Raw genomic sequence first — 19,067 nt, forward strand, 5'->3', positions numbered from 1 at the left:
AGCTAGCGCCTCGCGGCGCGCGTTGGTCAGCGCGCACCACGATCGCCGAACAGGTACCGAGCCGAAAACTGGAACTGGCGGGGCGGGGCTGCTGAAAAGAGGTAGATGGGATCGTTCGGGCGGCCCAACTGCGTGCGACTGCCGCCACCGCCGATGCCATTCGCATACCCGCCCCATGCGAGCGTATTGAGCAGGTTGAAGGCATCGGCTCGAAGCTCGAGGCCTCGCAGCGCCGGCAAGCGCGGCCGATATGATGCGCTGGCGCCGATGGTCGCGAAGCCCGGCAAGCGCTCCGCGTTGCGCGCCACGCCAAAGAAACGATCGGCGTTCCCGATGAACGAGTTGCCGCGAATGGAGCCCGAACCCAGCAAGTCGTAGCGCGCGATGCCGCTGCTGGTCACGGCGCCAGCCAGTCGATTTAACGGCACGCCTGTTTGGCCATCGCCGATCATGCTGACGGTGAATCCGCGCGAGGATTCATAGACGCTGCGAACGGTCAGGCGATGGCGGCGATCGTTGTTCGCATCGGCCCATTCATCGCTCGTGCACGCCGCGCCGGTAACCGCATCGATGCGGCTGGTGTCGAAGCAGTTGCCCTGCGTGGCCGAGAAGTTGATGTCCTCGGTATTATTTTGTGCGCGCGACCACACCCAATTGGCATCGAGCTGCCAACGCTCAGTGAGGGCGCGACGCCCCGTGACATACATCGCCACGTAGCGCGCCGAGCCACCGCTCTGCGCCGTGGACAGGCGGCGATAACCGGACGTGGCCGGGCTATTCGGCCGCGACGCGTCTCCTTGGCAAGACAACGAGCTCGCGCAGAGGCGTGGCACCGAATCAGCGGCCGTGAGTCGCCGCGCGATCGGATTGAGATCGGCTGTCCACGGCAGGTTGCGCGTCTCGCTCCACACGAGATCAGCGCTCAGTGCCCAGGCGCGACCGAACTGACGTTGGTACCCTAGCGTTGTCTGCCAGCTCATGGGTTGCTCGAGGCCGAGTGCGAACGTGCGAAAAATTTCGCGAGGCACCGATTGCACATCGGCATTCGGAATATTGGCGGGCAGCGGTCCGGCGCCGAAGGCGGGCGCGCTCGCACCACTGAACGTCAGCACGGAATTGCCGGAGGCCCCAAGCTGAATCGCATCAGAATAGATCGCGTACGGCAGCTTTCCGGCATACCGCCCGACGCCGCCGCGAAACACGTCCTGTTCGGTCCGCGACCAGTTGAACGACAGGCGCGGCTGCACATTGTCGAGGTCGGGATCACTCTCGCCACGCGACGTCAGGTCATCGTAGTCCCAGCGGAGGCCTCCCACCACGGTGAGTGATGGTGTCGGACGCCAAGTGTCCTCAGCGAATGCGCTGTACAATGCTTGCGACAGATTCACCTGCTGCGGACGAGCGTCGATCGTGTACGACTGCACGCGGGCGTTCGCCGGAATATCCGTGATTGAAAGCGGGCTCCCGGGCTTCGCCAGAATGTTGCCGCTATTGATGACAACGTACGAACCGTTGGGATTCGTGCTCGCCGCCGTCAACCGGAACGCGCCGGCGATGACGTCACCGCCGAGGCGAAGCGTGTGACGATCGCCGATAGCGGTCTCGAACACGTCGCGCAGCTGCCATTGCCGTTCGCTTTCATCGAACACGAAATTACTGGATCCCACGATGGCTTGGGTAGAAAGATCCGGCGACAGCACCGTGACCTGGGGCCTCGAGAAGTTGCTGCGCGCGGGCGGAAAATTCCACCGGAATGTGCCGACCTGCGCCGACGCCGTATTCGACGCACGCCCATCACGTAGCGCACTGCGATGAATCAGCGCCGACAACGAGCCGACGCGTCGCGTCGTGATGTCCGCTTCCGGGGTGAGCACGCCGCTCCCGTCTCCGGCTCGATCCACAGCGCTCGCGGCCACACGCAACGTCGTGGTTTGCGTTGGCGTCCAGCCGTGATCGAAACGACCGTATCCCTTCCACGTCTGTCGCCTTTCCGTGCCCAGAAACTGTGCCTGCGCCGTAGACCCGATACGATCTTCCTGTTCCCGCGTGTACTCGATGGCAGTGGCGAAAAACGTACGGGTTGGGTTGAATGCGCCGCGCAGCGAGCCGCCGGCCTGCACCCGTTGAAAACCCTCCTGCTTGGCGGCGAGCGCATTCCGTTCGGCGCCGAACGTGACCGGTACTCGCGCGTCGAACGGACGACCTGGCCGCTGATACACGAAGGCATCGCCGGTAAGCCGAGCGCGACCGGCGGCCGACGTGATGTTCACGAGGCCATCTGGACTGCGTCCGAGTTGCGTGGAGTACGTATTCACCAGCGCATCCATCCGCGCGATAGCTCCCAGTGGGACGTCCACGCGCGGTCCGCCCAGAAAACCTTCGTTGTTGTCGAGCCCATCCAGCAGATTCTGCGAGTACAGCGAGTTGCCGCCGTTGAACGACAGCCTGGGCGCGTCGCCGAAGAACCCCGTGGCCTGCGTGATACCCGGAATGTTATAGAGCAGCGCGATGGGGTCGCGGGCGTCGGTGGGTAGCGACGTCAGCTCGCGCGCCTCAATAGATCCGCCGGTGACGGCATTCTCGGTGTTCAGCAGAGGCCGCACGCGCGGTGCGACGACCGAGACCGCGTCGAGCGTGGCCAGCGAGGTGAGCACCACTGAGATGGACCGCATGCTTCCGGCCGTGAGCGCCCCCAGAGCGATGCGTGTGGGTGAATAGCCGCGGGCCGACACGGTGAGCACCGTGGGTGAGCCCGACACCACCACCAACCGGAATCGTCCGTCGGCATCCGTCACGGCGCGCGTACCCTGCCCCTCGGCCTCCGCACCGACCACCGGCGCGCCCGGCTGACTGCGCACCGTCCCCTCGATTGTAGCGGTCGACGCTTGTCCCACTGCCGCGTGTGGGGTGATCATCACAGCAGCGGCGAATGTCATGCCGCTGAAAAACGGTCGCCACTGGACGACCACGGTCCAACCACTCATCAAGACTCCTGAAGGTGACGTGAAGGTTTGACCCCTTACGACGGGCGTACGTAGTCACAATACGGCTTCTGAGTTCCTCTTCCGGCTTTCCGACCCCTGTACATGGCTGTCAGTCCAATCGATATCGCTGCGTTCGCGGCATTGCTCGCGATCTTGGCCGGCGCCGGATGGCGACAGGCCTCGTCGGTCGCCTCGTTCACCGTGGCGTCGCGGGACCTGTCGTTGTTCCCGCTGGTCGCCACGCTGGTGATGACGGAATTCAACACCAGTACGCTTCTGGCCTTCGCGTCCGCTGGCTATGGGGCCGGGCCCATGGCGTTGGCCCTGCCAGCGGTGTTTCTGGTGGGGCTGTTATTCTATACGCTAACCGTTGCACGCGCCTGGAAGCGCTTTGACCGCCTGTCGGTGGCCGAACTGTTCACGGTTCGATACTCCAAGGGTGTTGGTCGCACGGCGTCACTGCTTCTGCTCCTCGCGATGACGGGATTCACCGCGACCTATGTGAAGTCGCTCACCCTGCTCTTTACGCCGCTCGCGCCCGCATGGATGCCCGTGCCCCTGTTGTCGGCCGTACTGTCCCTCGTTGTGCTACTGGCAGTGCTCCCCGGAGGCTTGGTGTCGATCGTTCGGGCCGACATGGTGGCGTTCCTGGCGACCATTGTATTACTGCCGCTGCTGCTAGTGCTCGGCATGAAGCAGAGCGCACTGGCCGGCGGACTCACTACGGTATTCCCCACCAGTCAACTGACGGTGAACCCCATCGCGCAATGGGAAAGTTCCGCGTTGCCGATGCGATTCGTGTCCACGCTGATGGTGATCACGTGCTTCACGTATATCGCCGCACCGTGGTACGGACAAAAGATCTTCGCGGCTCGCAATACGAAGGTCGCCTTCCGGGCGGTTGGCCTTAGCGCCGTACTGGTATTCCTGTTGTACGGTGCCGTCGTATTGGCGGCGGCGCATCTGCGCGCTTCGCAGCCTCTGCTGGCCGACCCGCAGCTTGCCGTGCCGACCATGGTGCTGGTGTGGCTTCCCCGCGGACTGCGCGGATTTGCGTACGCCGTCCTGTTCGGTGCGGCGCTCACCACGCTGGCTGGCGTGTGGAGTGCGATGGCCACCATGATCGCCGCCGATTTTGGCGGACCGAAACTCGCCACGGTGTCGTCGCAGCGGTCGTTGATCATACTGTTCGCCTTCGGCAGTTGGTTGGGCGCCACCTTCCTCGTGGATCGGATTCTCGATCGCCTGATTCTGGCGAATATCCCGGTGGCCGCACTTTCGTTCGCCCTGCTCGCCGGCTTTCACTGGCCGCGCGCCACCACAGCGGGTGCGTGGGCCAGCATGATCGTGGGTATGGCCTGGGGTGTGGGCTGTTACCTCGTGGTCGGCGAAACGGGTGGCTACACGTGGCCGTGGGCCATGTACGGCATCCCGCTCATCTTCGCGGTGGGCATCATCACGTCGCTGTTGACGTCTACACGTGCTGCACCAGCCATGACACCAATGACTTCTTCCAGCCCGTGAATCCCGCTTTGCGTCGTTGCTCCGACGCCTGACGGATGGCTTCTGCGGTCGTAGGATAGGGGTGGATCACCGACGCGATCTGCCCCACGGTGAGCTTCAGAGTCACGGCCATCGTGAGCTCGCCGATCATGTCGCCGGCGTGCGCGCCGAGAATGTGTCCGCCGACCACACGGCCTTTCGGATCGGTAATGATCTTCACCAGACCGGCCGGTCCGGCATCGGCGATCACGCGATCGACGCCAGCCAGCTCGCGGCGCCACACCCCAACGGCGCTGCCGTAGCGATCACGGGCTTCGGCTTCGGTAAGGCCGACGTGCGCGAGCTCGGGGTCGGTGTACGTCACCCACGGCACGCCCGAGTAGTTCACGGTGCTCGAGCCGGGGAAGAGTGCGTTGCGCAGCACGCTCCGCGCCATGTGATCGGCGACGTGTGTGAACTTCAGGCCCCCGCTCACGATGTCGCCGGCGGCGTACACGCCGTTCACGTTGGTGCGCAGCGCTCCATCGGTGATGACGCCACCCTTGTCGGTGCGCACACCGATCGCGTCGAGCCCCAACCCTTCCACGTTCGGCGTGCGCCCCACCGCGATCAAGAGTGCATCGCCCCGGACGTCGTGCGGCACGCCATCGCGTGTCACCGCGAGCACGATATCGTCGCCATCACGACGAACCGCTGTGACGTTCGCGTTGAGCATCAAGCGCACCCCCTCGCCTTCGAGCTGACGCTGCAGCATGTCGGCCAGTTCACGATCTTCGCGCGCAAAGAAATCCGGCGACGCCTCGATGACGTACACGATAGATCCGAGGCGGGCAAACGCCTGCGCGAGCTCGATGCCGATCGGGCCTCCGCCCACCACCATCAACGTGCCTGGTAGCGTGTCCATCGAAAAAATCGTTTCGTTCGTGTGGTGCGGCACGTCGGACAAACCGGGAATCGGCGGTACGGTCGGCCTGGTCCCAGTGGCGATCACGATGTGCCGGGCCGTCAATCGTTCCTCACCAACCTGAATGGTATGCGCATCGACGAACCGTGCCGATCCTTCCACCACGTGCACGCCGAGTCCCCGGAACCGTTCAGGTGAATCATGTGGAGCGATCCGGGCTTGGACCCGACGCACGTGGTCGAGCACTTCGTCGAATGCCACCCGGATGTCGCTCGGGTGTATGCCTAAACGGGCGGCGGTGCGGGCCGCGTGCACGGCCCGGGAAGCGGCAATGAGCGCCTTCGACGGAACACAACCGTTCCACAGACATTCGCCCCCCAGGCGATCACGTTCCACGAGGGCCACGCGGGCGCCCAAACCGGCCCCGCCGGCGGCAGTCACCAGTCCCGCCGTACCGCCACCCACTGCAATCAGATCGAGAGTACGTTCAGTCATGGAGACAAATGGCCGAAGGGATGGAGCCCGCGATGAGTGAAGCGACGTCGGCGCCGAAGACAGGAGCATGGCTGCGTCTCGTCATCTTCGTCGGGTTTCTGCTCACGCTGTGGCTCGTGGCGCGCATGCTGGGCTTCGATGAGTATATCAGTGCAGAGCGGATCGGGACGACGATTCGCGACGCGCGAGCGTTGCCGTTCGCGGCGGCGATATTCGTGGTCGCCTATGCCGTGGTGGCCACGATCGGCCTTCCGGCCCTCCCGCTAACCTTGGCGGGCGGCGCCATCTTTGGCGTGGCGGCCGGCATCGCGCTCACCTGGCTCGGGGCGACGTTGGGCGCGACCGGGGCCTATCTGCTGGCCCGTACCCTCGGCGGCGACGCACTCCGGCGCCTGCTCGGCTCCCGCGCCGGCACTCTCGACCGCCTGCTCGGCGACGGCGCGTTTCTGACGATGTTGCGGCTGAGACTGATTCCCGTCGTGCCCTTCAACGCCCTCAATTTCGGCGCCGGATTGGCCGGCGTTCGCCTGTCGCACTATATCGCCGCCACCGCGATCGGCATTCTCCCTGGGACCAGCGTGTATACCTACTTTGCCGACTCGCTCCTTGCGGGAACTGAGGGCGCACGGCAAACGGCGTTCATTCGCGTCGCGATCGCCGGCGTCCTGCTCCTGGCCCTGTCGTACGCACCAGCGCTCGCCAAGCGCGCCGGATGGATCAGCCTGCTGGTGATCTCACTCGCCACCGCGGCGGTGTCCCGCGTGTTGCCTTCGCAGACCGTGTCCGCGGTGGGAAGTGCTCCGGCCGTCGATCATTCTGCGTGGAACACAATGCTCGCGGCGTACGTGACCGACGGCCTGGTGGACTACAATGCCTTTCAACGCGACCCGCGGTTCGCGGCGTATCTCGCCCAACTGCATCGGGTGCAGGCCGCCACGCTCCCTCGCAACGAGCAGCTTGCCTATTGGATCAACGTGTACAACGCGTACACCATCGAGCTGCTGAATAGCAGAAGAGAACGCAAGTCCATTCGCCGCATCAATAAAGTGCTGGGCGTGACGCTGAAAAGTCCGTGGGCGGAGTCCATCGTGAACGCGGATGGACGCACACTTACGCTCGATGCCGTGGAGCACGAAATCATCCGCAAGCAGTTCAAGGAGCCGCGAATTCATGTCGCGTTGGTGTGCGCCGCGTTGGGATGCCCGCCGCTGCGCAGCGAGGCGTTCACGGCCGATCGTCTCAATACGCAGCTCGACGATCAGGCGCGTCGCTTTCTCGCGCAGTCCGCGAAGAATCGCGTCGATGTACGAAGCCGCACGGTGTACGGGTCGCCGATCTTCACGTGGTATCGTGAAGATTTCGGGGGATCGCTGGAGGGAGTCGGTGCGTTCTGGGCGAAGTACCTGCCTCCAGGTCCGGCGCAGGATGTTTTGCGTAGTGGGAAGTTCCAGTGGGTCGATACGGACTACGACTGGAAAATAAATCTGCGGCGGTGATTCGAGACTGCTCACTGCTTAGGGAGCAGGGCAGCGGGTGAAGGAGGCAGAAGCAGTAATCGCGACTACCTCCGCATCACCGAATCCCCCAGCACGCTCCGATTACCGCTGTACGGCGCGTATCCTGCCCCCCAGTCCACGCCGATCACTTCGATCCACACGCGCGGGCCGTCGACATGCACCACGGTGTAGTGGTACGGATTGTCGCCAGCCTTCGGACCCGGCCGCACGACGTGTGACACGCGCGCGGAATCGACGCCCGACGCCCGCTCGTAGGCACGCAGGTCGGGCTCGCCTTGATACGTGTACAACGGCGCACCACCGCCGCCACTCACGATCTGATCGATGCGACGCGGCTGTCCCGTCGCATCGCGATAGCGCTCAACGAAATGTTCGTAGAGGTGCTCATGCCCGGTGAACAACAGCTCCACGTTGTGCTTGCGAAACAAGGGCATGTAGTACTCCCGCACCGCCGATGTCGGACGCTCGATTGTCGATCCACCGTGCGGCCCGGACGAGTAGACCGGGTGATGAAAGAATGCGATCACGTGCGTGAACCGTGCACGATCGAGTCCTTCCAACTGACTGCGCACCCACGCCAACTGCGTGGGGTCTTCCGCGATGTTGGAGTCGAAAGCGATCACGAACGTGTTGCCGTAGCCGAGGGCATACGTGGGGTAGCCCGCGAGGCGACGCGCTGCGCCATCGGCCGGGATGAGCTGCCCGACCGCGCGCAGGTAGTTCTCCAGCCCCACCAGACGACCCGGTGCATCGAGCTCCGCGGCCGACGTCACGTCGTGATTGCCAGGGGCGAGGTAGTACGGCACGCCACCTGTCGTGGTGAGTCGATTGATCAGTCCGATGAAGCTGACGTTCCACTGTTTCGGATCTCGCCCGTTCACTACCGCGTCACCACTCTGCAGTACGAAGCGAATCGCTTCCGGGCCGTTCTCCCTGCTCTTGATCGTGCGCAACATCGACTCGACCACGAGCGAATGCTCGTACTGCTCACTCACTCCGTCGCGCCGGCCGCGCGTATCGCCATAGGCTATGAACGAAAAGCGCGTCGTGTTGGCACTCGCGGACTCGGCCGGCAGCGGATTTCGCGGCTGCCGGATGGACACGACGGTGTCTTTGGCACCTGCCGCTGGCGTGACCTGCGCGGGTAGTGAGCAGGCGATGGCCGACAACACCGGCAGAGCCAACGCGGCAATGGCCGAAAGAACAGGAACCGTGCGGCAAGGCAGCGATCGCATGCAGGTGCTCCGGGCAAAGGGGATACGTCAGAACGTACCGCCGAAACGAAGAGGCCGGAACACGTGTGCGTCAGCGATCTTGGTCGCGCTCGACCGATCGTAGCGCTAGCATTACTCGACGACAGACGGCCACCTCACACCGACTACGCTCATGTCCATCAGGGTCTTGTTCGTGCCGTTCCACTTGCAAAGCGAATCGGCAAATGCGCCCGGACACGACTACGTGGAGAAGAATCGCGCGTGGGGGGAACGATTCATCGGGCCGCATTCGGTTCACTCGATGTTTTACGAACCCGGCAAAGTGAGCCCTGTGCTCGCACGCTTGGACGATGCGGGCCAGGTCTACATCCGCGGCCACAGCCTGACTGGGTTCGCGGGGGTCTTCGATCACGCCGGACTTGATGAAGCCGGACAGGTGCTGCATCCGGCGAAGATGAACCAGCACCTCCTCGCGCTGATGGCGCAGCCCAGTGTGAAATTTTCGCTGAAGGCCAAGGAGGTGGTGCGTAGATTGATTGCCTCCGGCCTTCGCTCCACCTTTGGCGGGAAGATCAAGTGTTACAATTGTCATAGCGCCGAGGGCGATCCGAACTTCGCCACGGAAGTCTCACGTCGACTGTGGGAAAAGGAGTACCGGCAGTGCGCGGTTTTCGGATATCAAGGCGCGCTCCAACCCTTTCACGTGGAAGTGGGTGGGAAGAAGCTCACGGACGACGGGCGGGCGGCGAAGTTGCGTCGCGTGGAAATTCTGCGCGGACCTTAGGTGCGCGATGCTGCGTTCGGCTGCCCTATCGCCGCGGCACTTTCGCCTCATTGCTACGCGCCGCCGCCGTTTTGGGCATGTACCACTCCTGACGGATCCATTCCACCACCATCTCGATCTCGCGCTGACTGAGGCTCTTCTCCGTACCGTACGACGGCATGCGATCGTTGTCGCGTCCGAAGAATCGTGGATGCGTCGGATCATTCACGAACGCGACCATCCACTCGCGCGACGCCCACCCGGAAAGCTCGGGGCTGTCCGTGCCAACGTCCTGAAACTTGTGGCACTCGGCGCACCCATTCGTGGTGTTACGCATGAACTGAATGCCGACCGCGATCTGCGCACTGTCCCGACGATCCATCGCCGCCTGCGCGCGGAGTGCCGCCTGCGACGACAGCGCCAGTACTACGTTGCGTCGCATCGCCTTGTCTTCGTCCGTCTCCGGCATGTGATCGCCGAGCCAGCCGACCATGTCCCCGTCCGTGTGCGCCGTGCCGCCCCAGTAACGGGGCGTAAGGATCGTGTCGGCGTTGAGAAAGCCCTGCACCCACTCACGTGAACCGTAGCCCTTGAGATCGGACGCCGAGATAGAGTCCTTCGGCAACGCGTTACCAAGTCCATCGTGTCCATCGTAGCGATGGCATGAGGCACAATTCCGCGAGAAGATGCGCGGCCCTTGAGTGTACGGATCGTCGCGCATGAGCGTGAGCGCGCCCGTGATCGGTACGCCGGCATTCGCCAGTTCCACCGCGCGAGCCGCATCGCGATTGGACACGGCCTTGGCCACCTGGTATTCCGGATCCTTGCGATCGGCGTCCAAGGCCTGCCACGTGAGCAGTGCCGCTCCGGCGAGCATCGCGCCAAGAAACCCGAGATTGAAGCGGTGGCCAAGCTTCCATCGCCCGAGAAAGGGCATGGCCATCAGGATCAGGATCCCGAGTGTTGGAAGCACGATCGCCCCAAGGAGCTCAGTGCTACCGGGGAAGTACTTGAGAAACTGGTACAAAAACAGGAAGTACCATTCGGGACGTGCGGCCGAGTACTGTTCGGCGGGATCGGCCGGCGCACCGAGCGGTGCCCCCTGTTCACGCACCACGAAGAACAGCACGACGGCGAGTACGGCGAGACACGCCACGGCATCGCGCAGCACCTGCTCCGGCCAGAAGCCTTGGTCGGGACCCTTGAGCGGCTTTTTGGGCGTCAGACCGTGTTTGCGGAAGAGGGACACGTGTCCCACGATCAGCAGGATGACCAGACCCGGAATCACGCCGGCGTGCAGCGCAAAAAAGCGCGTGAGCGTGAGATGCCCGTAGGTCACGCCGCCCACTATCACCGTCTGCAGCGATTGGCCGATACCTGGACTCATGCCCACGATGTTGGTAGTCACCGCTGTCGACCAGTAGCCATTCTGGTCCCATGGCAACAGATAGCCGGTGAGCGACAACGCCAACACGAGCAACAGCAACCCAACGCCGAACCAGTAGTTCACCTCGCGTGGCGCTTTGTAGGCGCCGTCGATGATGACCTGCATGAGGTGCAATATCAGCAACACCGTCATGGCCTGTGCGACAAAATGGTGCAGGCCGCGGAGGAACCAACCGCCCAGCATCTGGTGCTGGATGTAGTACACGCTTTCCCACGCCGTCTGCGAACTCGGGCTGTACGACATCCACAGGAACACACCCGTTATGAGCTGCACCACGAAGAAGAATGAGAGCGTGCTGCCCCACACGTAGCGCCAGCGCGCGCCGCCGGGGACGTTCTCGAACAGCGTTTCGTGAAGCAGCCCCTTATAGCCGGTGCGTGAATCAATCCACGACCCGATGGACGGACGTTCAGGACTCGGTTGCTCGGCCATTAGACGGGAATCTTGCTCGGGGAGCCTTTGCGGAAATTCTGAAAGCGCACCCAGACTTCGCCATCGCGGACTACGGCTTCGAGTTCATCCATGCCGCGCGGGCTCGGGCTCTTCGGGTCGGCGATCGCTCCGTCCAGCGTGAAGCTGCTGCGGTGACACGGGCAGAAGTAACCGTGTGAGGCGGCGTTGTACCCTACCGAACACCCGAGATGCGGGCAGACCGAGTTGAGCACACGCACGGTGTTCTCGCCGGTCTTCTGCAGGTAGACCGATCCCACGGGCACGTTCTCCGTCTTGTTCCAGGCGTCTACCAACGTATCGAGCACCGGGAACTTTCGCGGGTCGCCGTTGCTGGCGAGCGACGAGATCGACGCGACACGGACTAGACCGCGCGTATCGGACTTGCGCCGCAATGGATCGAACAGCGTGAATAGGCCCGCGACGGGCGCTACGACGGAAATGAGGCCGCCCACGATGATCGCGGCGGCCTTCGAAACGAAGTTGCGCCGGTCGGGCGCGGGCTTGATGTCGGACATGTCGGCGTGGTGATCCCGGAAGACAGAACGGATGCTTTGCACTAACTGTACGCAGTGGACCAGCGGATTGCTGACGTGGGACCGACAGCACGATGGGAACATCATACGCCGTGTGCGGTACGTCAGCGAAGGGCCGGTCCCGCGCGTTATCTCTTCATGGAAGCGCATTCGCACGTGCCCGGATGCGCGCTTTTCACACCACTTCGTACTCCACCTCACATGCATCTGCGACTCCGGCAGTTTGGCGCTGCGTGCGTCTTGGCTATGGCCATTTCGAGTGCAGCCCACGCCCAGCAGGACGAAGACAAAACGCCGCTCGGCAAGAAGATGAGCGCCATGAACACGGCGTTCAAAGCGGTCGGCCGTCAGGTCGATGACGCCTCGAAGAATGCCAACACGCTCGAGCAACTCACCACGATCGAGACCAACGCCAAGGCGGCCCTCACTATGGTGCCGGCAAAGAAGGAGAAGGTGCCGGCCGCCGAGCAGGCCAAGTTCCAGGCGGGCTATGAGGCGGGCATGAAGGAATTCCTCGCTGCGGTCGCGAAGCTCAGGGTCTCGATCAAGGCGGGCAAGAACGCCGAAGCCGTGGTCATTTACGATGAGATCAAGGCACTGCAGCGCGAGGGGCACAAGGAGTACCGCATCAAGAAAGCCGGCGCCCCTCCCGGCGGGATCTGAGCCCGACCGGGCGCAGCGGTTTCCCAATGCCACAAACGGCCCCGAATCACGTAGATTCGAGGCCGTTTGGTTTTAGAGCGGGAGACGGGACTCGAACCCGCGACCTTTTGCTTGGGAAGCAAATACTCTACCAACTGAGTTACTCCCGCAGACCCGGCCGAGCTGCCGACCACGCCACATCCAGAAACTACTGCGCCGAGGCGCGCGGGGTAAAGGGCTCCCCTCATATCCGCCCAGTTCGTCTGCGCGACAGCCCAAGGCAGTACGTTACCTGTCCCCCCACCGGAGTGCCCGTGCGACTGGCCGATTTCATCGAAGCGAACCGCGACCTCCTGCTGGCCGAATGGGAGGCCTTTGCGAGCACGCGCGAAGGCGCGGAGCACATGGATCGGGCCGCCCTCCGTGATCACGCCGGGAGCCTGCTGCGCGAGATCTGCGCCGACTTGCGCACACCGCAGTCACCGGCCGAGGCTGAGGACAAGGCGCACGGCCACAGCGATAGCCCCGATACGGCACCGGACTCCGCCGCGCAGGCCCATGGCGAGGAGCGCGCACACGGCGGATTTTCTATCAGCGAAATGGTGTCCGAGTTCCGCGCTCTCCGCGCCAGCGTCCTGCGACACTGGACGGCGCACACGGGCAACCTGAGCGGCACGGACTTGGCTGATCTCATGCGCTTCAACGAATCCATCGATCAGACCCTCAGCGAGTCAGTCACGCGGTTCACTGACAGCATTGCCGAATCCAAGGACCTCTTCCTGGCCATTCTCAGCCACGATCTGCGCGCACCACTACAGACCGTGCTCATGGTCAATGAACATCTGGCTGCCGCGCCGTCCCGTGACACAACGCAGACCGTACTGGTGTCCCGCGCCACGCGCAGCGTGACCCGCATGATCGAACTCGTGGACGACCTGCTCGACTTCACGCGCAGCCGCATGGGGGCGGGACTTGGCATCGTGCTCGCACCGACCGACCTGTCGACCGTGATCCGCGATGCGGTCGAGGAAGTCGAGGCCGCCCATCCGCAGTGGGCGTTCGAGGCCCACATCGAACCGGAGCTGCGGGCGTCGGTGGACAGCGCGCGCCTCCAGCAGGTGCTCGCAAACCTGCTGAGCAACGCGGTGCATCATGGGGATTCGTCGCTGCCGGTGACCGTGCGCGCCCATGGCACCGATCGCGACGTCGTCATCGAAGTCGGCAATTTCGGACGTGCCATTCCGGCCGCCGATATGAGCAGCCTGTTCAGTCCGTTCAAGCGCATCTTGGACAACGCGCCGCCGACCTCAGCCGATCACCACCTCGGTTTGGGCCTCTACATCACCGATCGCATCGTCACCGCGCATCACGGTCGTATCGATGTCACCTCGTCGAAAGAAGACGGCACCAAATTTCGCGTGACGCTGCCGAGGTAGCAGGCGCGATGCGGATCAGTGCTTCGGCGACAACACGACCTACACCCTCGGCACGGCGGTGATGTTTGCCGGCCTTCATGCTGCAGCCGATGATCGCCGCGTCGAACGACAGCGTGGTGCGCTCCACCATGCCACCGTCGTTGGTGAACTATCTGGCGAACAACTTCACGCCCACGGGGAATTTGCGCCGGCCGCTGCTCACGGTGCTTCCGTGGTCGCCGGCGCATTCACGGATCGGATCGGGTGGGTGCACACCGGCGTGAAGCCTGTGCCGTAGGGGCAGTAGTCTCTCGAACACGCTGCCGTGGGTCTCGACCCGCGGCAGTGGTGTCGGACGGCGGCTAAATTGTCGGGATGACTCTGCCGCATCTTCTTGTCGTCGACGCGCAATCGTTGGCCGGCCGTGCCGCCCATGTGGCGGCCGGCGACGTGACCAATGGCGTGCGCTTGTGGTGCCAGATGGCGCGCGGGGCGGCGATGGATATCGCCGCCACGCACCTCGTGGCCGCTTGGGACCACGACGGGCCTACTTTCCGGCATGCGCTATTCCCCACGTACAAGCACCGTCGCACCGGCTCCATGCGGACCCGTATCGCGCCGATTCGCGACGGCGTGGAGGCGACCGGCATCGCCAGTGTGAGCGTGGCCTCGTTTGAAGGCGACGATAGCGTAGCCTCGTTGATGGCTCGCTTTCGCTCCGAGGCGCGGGTGACACTGTTGTCGAACGACTCCGACTTACTGCAGTTCGTGTCGGAGGGCGTCGATGTGGCCACGTATGTTGGCGCCGGCAAAGGCCCGAATGGCATGCGCATCAGGCCGTGGAGCGCGATCGACGTGTTGGCGAAGTTCGGCGTATCGCCCGCGAACCTGCCGGCGTTCAAGGCACTCTGTGGCGAAGAGGGCGACGACATCCCGGGTGTAAAGAGCGTGGGAAAAGGCACGGCGGTGAAGTTGCTGCGTCGTTGGCAGTCCATCGAGAAGGCCCTCGAGGCCAGCGAGTTTGTGAGCCATCGCGACGACACCGCGAAATTGGCCGGGCAGCACGAACACCTGCAACTGATGCTGCAGCTCACCACCATCCGTCAGGACGTGCCGCTTCCGGCCATGGACCTCGCGCGCTGCGCGCTCGACGCGATCAGCTGGCCGGGCGGATCACAGGCCAGAGCCGGCGTGCCGGCGAACGCCGCTGGCGGTGGCGTGTCGCGGAGCGCGGCCGGTCCTGGGCTCGACGACGTACCATTTCCCGAGTACTGACCGTCATGCCTGCTTCCCGGCTCGGCCGCGTGACGCATTTCCGAACGGCGGCCCTCCTTGGCCTGCTGGCGACTGGCACCAGCGCCGCGGCAGCACTCCCCTCCATGGCTCGCGATCGTCGCGTGGTGGACGTCGTAGAGGTCGGACAAGTCCATAGTGAGGTTGGACACGGGTACGCCGCCCACGACGACACCAGCGGCATCGACGGCGGCACGTCGTTTCGACAGGCCCGCGGCTGGATTCGCTACGCGCTCACCACGTTCGACGACACCGACGTCACGATCGCCTGCACGTTCCTCGGCACCGCGTCGGGGAACTACGATCTCGTTGTCGAAGACAGTCTCATCGCCTCCAAGCGCTTTGACGCCACGACCGGTGTGCCCACCGTCGTCGAGATCGTGGTGCCGTTCGCCGTCACGAAGGGCAAGACCAACATCGCCGTCCTGCTGCGCGCTCGCGGCGGATCCACACCGCGCCTGCACGAGCTCCGCACAATTCAAGACCACAACGAAGTCGCCCCCCTCGCCGTCGTGCAACAGCCGCTGCCCCCGATGTTCTCTCCCTTCGGAGTCGTCCGATGAAGCCGTTGTCCGTTTCGCGTGTCACCCGCGCGCTGTGCGCCCTCCCGTGTACCGTCGCGTTGCTCGCCGCCAGCCAGCTGGCTGCCCAAACACCGGCGGCCAAGGCCCCCACGACCACGGCTCAAGGCGCGCCGTGGCTCACGCGCCCGGAGCGCACCGACTACGCCGAGACCAGCCGGTACGACGAGGTCATGGCGTACATGAAGCAAATGGCGGCCGCCAACCCGAACATCCATCTCACGACGTACGGCTACACCACGGAGGGTCGCCCGCTTCCGCTGGCGGTGATCGGTGCTCCCGGCGCGAGTGCCGAACAGGTGCTCGCGACGAACAAGACCCGCGTGTACATCCAAGGCAACATCCACGCCGGTGAGGTCGAGGGAAAGGAAGCGCTGCTCTGGTTGCTGCGCTCGATCGCCAAGGGGGAGCGCAATGCATGGTTCAAGACCACCGTGCTGCTGATCAATCCGATCTACAACGCCGACGGCAACGAACGCGTGGCCGTGACCAATCGCGGCTCGCAGGCGGGGCCCGTGGGCGGTATGGGCACGCGCGAGAACGCGCAGGGTCTCGATCTCAATCGGGACGGCACCAAAATGGAAACCGCGGAAGCACGGTCGATGGCGTCACTGCTCACGCGCTATCAGCCGCACGTCGCGATGGATTTGCACACCACGGATGGCAGCGCGAACAGTGGTTTCAACATGACGTACGAAACGTCGCTGAATCCGAACAACTCGAAAGCGCAAATGCGTCTGTTGCGCGACCTGCTGTTGCCGGAGATCACGACGAACGTGAAAGCGAAGCACGGGTCGGATTGGTTCTATTACGGCGGCGTGTCGGGCACCGGTGATCAGCGCGCGTGGCGCTCCGACGCCGAGCTGGCCAAACCGCGCTACACCTCCACGTACTACGGCGTGCGCAACATCCTTGGTTTGCTCACCGAGACCTATTCGTACGCCTCGTTCAAGACACGCATTACCGAGACGTACTGGTTTCTCGAAGAGACGCTCGGTTACGTGGCATCGCACGGCGACGCCGTGCGCGAGGTGGTCGCGAAGGCCAATGCCGAATCGATCATCGGTCAACAACTCGCCGTACGACAGCAGCTGGTGAAGGCGCCGGCGCTCCAGAAGATCGTGTTCGCGCCCACCATCGCCGTGCGCAATCCGTACGTGGCCGATCGTCCCTATCGTCTGCGGCCGGATGGCTTGGAAACCAACAATGTCACGAGCGAGATGATGCCGTTCTACGGCACCACCGAGCCGACCGAGACGACACTGGCGCCGCGGGTCTGGGTCATTCCCATGGCGTCGACATCTGCCGCATCTGCCGCCGCTCCGACTCCGGCGCCCGGTGGGTTCGGCGGTGCGCGCGGTGGTGCCGCCGGCACGCCCACCCAGCGTATGATGGCCTCCGTGATCGATCGCCTCGAAGCCCACGGCATCCGCTATGCAATCACGACGGCCGAGCAGCCGTTCAGCGGCGATCGCTTCAAGATCGCGACCAACACGCTGGACGCGCGCGAGTATCAGGGCACGCACAAAGCGCGCACGCTCACCGGCGCCTGGGAAGCCACCGAGCAGACGCTGCCGGCGGGCTCGCTGGTGATCCCCATGGATCAGCCGTTGGCGCGTCTCGCGTTCATCCTCATGGATCCGCGCTCGGACGACGGTTTCATGTGGTGGAATATCCTGGATGCGGTGTTGGGCCTATCACCCGCGCCGGCGTACTACCCGGTGCTTCGTTCGATGATCGCGGTGAGGTAGCACGTCGCGTCGCGGCGGTCACCCCTCGACCCAATCCGCCGCCAGGCGCCGCGACGCCAACCAGAGCAATAGCGACGCCAGCAGATAGAATCCGGCACCATAGTACAGCGCGTAGCGCATCGACTCGGCGCCGTAGCGCGGGGCGAGGAGGTCGGAGAGGTAGCCAAAGATCCACAGTCCCACCGCGATACCGAGCAGGTTGTTAATGAGCAGGAAGAGGGAGTTCGTGGTGGTGCGCATGTTGGCCGGTGCGAGGTGCTGGACGGCGCCGAGCACCGGGCCGAGCCACGCGAGATTGAGGCCGGTGGGAACGAGGAAGAGCAGGAACGCCCACGGCAGCGACGTGGCGTTCATGGCCGCGTAGGCGAAGGGCAGCGCCACCAGAAAACAGAGAGCTGGCGTCAGTGCGTAGGCCGCGCGGTTCTTTTTTCCAAAACGGTCGGCAAACGCCCCGCCCAGCCAGATGCCCGCCACGCCACCGACCAAGTTGATGGCGCCGTAGAACCACGACGTCTCAACCAATGTGAGTCCAAGGCTGCGTATAAAAAAGCTCGGCAGCCAGAACGCCACGCCATAGCCGCACACCGATGAACTCGCGGCGCCCAGCGCCAGCAACCAGAACGTCGGTTTCGGGAGTACCGTGGCCACCACCTGCGCGAGTGGTGGGGCGATCGACGGCGCGGCGGCGGTTGCGCCATCGAGTCCGCCGCGCACCGGATCTTTGACGACCAGTTTGAAAATCGGCGCGAGCAGTACGCCGGCCCCGCCCACAATGAAAAACGCGACGCGCCAGTTGATGGACGCGGCGATCAGGCCCCCGAACAGAATGCCCAGGGCCGATCCGACGGGAATACCGAACGAGTATGCCGCCAGCGCGCGGGCTCGCTGCGCCGGGGGGAAGTAATCACTCACGAGCGAGTACGACGGTGCCACACCGCCCGCTTCGCCGAAGCCCACGCCTACCCGGGCGAGGAAGAGCGACCAGAAGCCCGTGGCGAGGCCGCAGGCCATCGTAAACGCACTCCAGAGGCCCAGCGCCGCCGTGACAATCCAGGTGCGACTCGCGCGATCGGCGAGCCAGGCAATGGGCACTGCCACCGTGGAGTAGAGCATCGCGAAGGCGAGCCCGCCCATGAGGCCGAGTTGCGTATCGGTGAGTCCGAGATCCTGCTTGATCGGCTCCTTGAGAATGCCGAGGATCTGGCGGTCGAGGAAGTTGAACGTGTACGCCAGCACCAGCATCGCGAGCACCAGATAGCGATAGCGTGAGCCCTGCTCCGCGGGAGGTGCGGAAGCGTGTGACGTTTGCGACGACGGTTGCGACGACGGAGAGGCCATGGCGGGAATGTGCATGACCGAAGCCGTCTGCACATCCATGCCAATGTTGCCAATATGTGGCGAATTCACGATGGAACCCGCCCGATCTCGGGGAAGCTTCCATGGCGTTGTGAGCGGAAGCGGGCCCGAGACCGGTCCCTTCCGCCGCCAATCGGACGGTTCGACGGCAGCAGGGCCGGCGCACATTCTGCGAGGCACCGGTGACGACGCGCTGCCCGACCCCAGCACAAGCGC

The 19,067-nt window shown here is 64.1% G+C and carries 15 protein-coding genes and 1 tRNA gene; 9 read left to right on the forward strand and 7 right to left on the reverse strand.

Annotated features, from left to right (window positions below):
* Positions 1 to 26: 26 nt before the first annotated feature.
* Complete coding sequence (locus tag ACLL97_RS09390; protein ID WP_411280214.1) at positions 27 to 2,984, reverse strand: carboxypeptidase regulatory-like domain-containing protein; 2,958 nt, start codon at positions 2,982 to 2,984, stop codon at positions 27 to 29.
* A 102-nt stretch (positions 2,985 to 3,086) separates the two neighbouring features.
* Here ACLL97_RS09390 and ACLL97_RS09395 point away from each other — a divergent pair, with 102 nt between their 5' ends.
* Entirely contained in the window at positions 3,087 to 4,508 is a 1,422-nt protein-coding gene (locus tag ACLL97_RS09395) for a sodium:solute symporter family protein (RefSeq protein ID WP_411280215.1), read from the forward strand.
* Here ACLL97_RS09395 and ACLL97_RS09400 read toward each other — a convergent pair.
* Positions 4,459 to 5,886 carry a dihydrolipoyl dehydrogenase family protein gene (locus ACLL97_RS09400; RefSeq protein WP_411280216.1) on the reverse strand — a complete coding sequence of 476 codons (1,428 nt, stop codon included), beginning with the start codon at positions 5,884 to 5,886 and terminating at the stop codon, positions 4,459 to 4,461. The genes ACLL97_RS09395 and ACLL97_RS09400 overlap by 50 nt on opposite strands.
* Before the next feature lie 32 nt (positions 5,887 to 5,918).
* Between ACLL97_RS09400 and ACLL97_RS09405 the strand changes: the two genes are divergently transcribed.
* Positions 5,919 to 7,382, forward strand: coding sequence for a DUF547 domain-containing protein (locus ACLL97_RS09405; protein ID WP_411280217.1), 1,464 nt, complete (start codon positions 5,919 to 5,921; stop codon positions 7,380 to 7,382).
* 65 nt (positions 7,383 to 7,447) lie between these two features.
* Here ACLL97_RS09405 and ACLL97_RS09410 read toward each other — a convergent pair whose 3' ends face one another.
* Positions 7,448 to 8,638 carry a metallophosphoesterase family protein gene (locus ACLL97_RS09410; RefSeq protein ID WP_411280218.1) on the reverse strand — a complete coding sequence of 397 codons (1,191 nt, stop codon included), beginning with the start codon at positions 8,636 to 8,638 and terminating at the stop codon, positions 7,448 to 7,450.
* A 151-nt stretch (positions 8,639 to 8,789) separates the two neighbouring features.
* Here ACLL97_RS09410 and ACLL97_RS09415 point away from each other — a divergent pair, with 151 nt between their 5' ends.
* Positions 8,790 to 9,401: a hypothetical protein gene (locus tag ACLL97_RS09415; protein WP_411280219.1), complete on the forward strand. Its 612-nt coding sequence runs from the start codon at positions 8,790 to 8,792 to the stop codon at positions 9,399 to 9,401.
* Positions 9,402 to 9,426: 25 nt separating this feature from the next.
* Here ACLL97_RS09415 and ACLL97_RS09420 read toward each other — a convergent pair whose 3' ends face one another.
* Together ACLL97_RS09420 and ACLL97_RS09425 are read right to left on the reverse strand one after the other, a co-directional pair.
* Positions 9,427 to 11,259 (reverse strand): cytochrome b N-terminal domain-containing protein, encoded by a 1,833-nt coding sequence (locus ACLL97_RS09420; protein ID WP_411280220.1) that lies wholly within the window; start codon positions 11,257 to 11,259, stop codon positions 9,427 to 9,429.
* A complete protein-coding gene (locus tag ACLL97_RS09425; RefSeq protein ID WP_411280221.1) occupies positions 11,259 to 11,795 on the reverse strand; it encodes a ubiquinol-cytochrome c reductase iron-sulfur subunit in 537 nt (178 codons plus the stop codon). Before ACLL97_RS09425 ends, ACLL97_RS09420 begins: the two co-directional genes overlap by 1 nt.
* A gap of 219 nt (positions 11,796 to 12,014) precedes the next feature.
* Here ACLL97_RS09425 and ACLL97_RS09430 point away from each other — a divergent pair, with 219 nt between their 5' ends.
* Positions 12,015 to 12,476, forward strand: a complete 462-nt coding sequence (locus ACLL97_RS09430; RefSeq protein ID WP_411280222.1) for a cytochrome b562 — start codon at positions 12,015 to 12,017, stop codon at positions 12,474 to 12,476.
* A 76-nt stretch (positions 12,477 to 12,552) separates the two neighbouring features.
* Here the strand turns inward: ACLL97_RS09430 and ACLL97_RS09435 are convergent.
* Positions 12,553 to 12,625 (reverse strand) — tRNA-Gly (locus ACLL97_RS09435).
* 144 nt (positions 12,626 to 12,769) lie between these two features.
* Here ACLL97_RS09435 and ACLL97_RS09440 point away from each other — a divergent pair.
* The 5 genes from ACLL97_RS09440 to ACLL97_RS09460 all read left to right on the forward strand — a co-directional run bounded on the left by ACLL97_RS09440 (position 12,770) and on the right by ACLL97_RS09460 (position 17,495).
* On the forward strand, positions 12,770 to 13,891 hold the full coding sequence (locus tag ACLL97_RS09440; protein WP_411280223.1) for an ATP-binding protein: 1,122 nt from the start codon (positions 12,770 to 12,772) through the stop codon (positions 13,889 to 13,891).
* A gap of 77 nt (positions 13,892 to 13,968) precedes the next feature.
* Positions 13,969 to 14,154, forward strand: a complete 186-nt coding sequence (locus tag ACLL97_RS09445) for a hypothetical protein (RefSeq protein ID WP_411280224.1) — start codon at positions 13,969 to 13,971, stop codon at positions 14,152 to 14,154.
* A 91-nt stretch (positions 14,155 to 14,245) separates the two neighbouring features.
* Complete coding sequence (locus tag ACLL97_RS09450) at positions 14,246 to 15,145, forward strand: 5'-3' exonuclease H3TH domain-containing protein (protein ID WP_411280225.1); 900 nt, start codon at positions 14,246 to 14,248, stop codon at positions 15,143 to 15,145.
* Positions 15,146 to 15,150: 5 nt separating this feature from the next.
* The gene (locus ACLL97_RS09455; protein ID WP_411280226.1) at positions 15,151 to 15,726 is read left to right on the forward strand and encodes a DUF6805 domain-containing protein; all 576 of its coding nucleotides are present in this window, start codon (positions 15,151 to 15,153) and stop codon (positions 15,724 to 15,726) included.
* Positions 15,723 to 17,495 (forward strand): M14 family zinc carboxypeptidase, encoded by a 1,773-nt coding sequence (locus ACLL97_RS09460; protein WP_411280227.1) that lies wholly within the window; start codon positions 15,723 to 15,725, stop codon positions 17,493 to 17,495. Before ACLL97_RS09455 ends, ACLL97_RS09460 begins: the two co-directional genes overlap by 4 nt.
* Positions 17,496 to 17,513: 18 nt before the next feature.
* Here the strand turns inward: ACLL97_RS09460 and ACLL97_RS09465 are convergent, their stop codons facing one another.
* Positions 17,514 to 18,737: a spinster family MFS transporter gene (locus tag ACLL97_RS09465; protein WP_411280304.1), complete on the reverse strand. Its 1,224-nt coding sequence runs from the start codon at positions 18,735 to 18,737 to the stop codon at positions 17,514 to 17,516.
* Positions 18,738 to 19,067 lie beyond the last annotated feature (330 nt).

It is taken from the genome of Gemmatimonas sp. (genome assembly GCF_046594945.1).
Lineage (GTDB): Bacteria > Gemmatimonadota > Gemmatimonadetes > Gemmatimonadales > Gemmatimonadaceae > Gemmatimonas.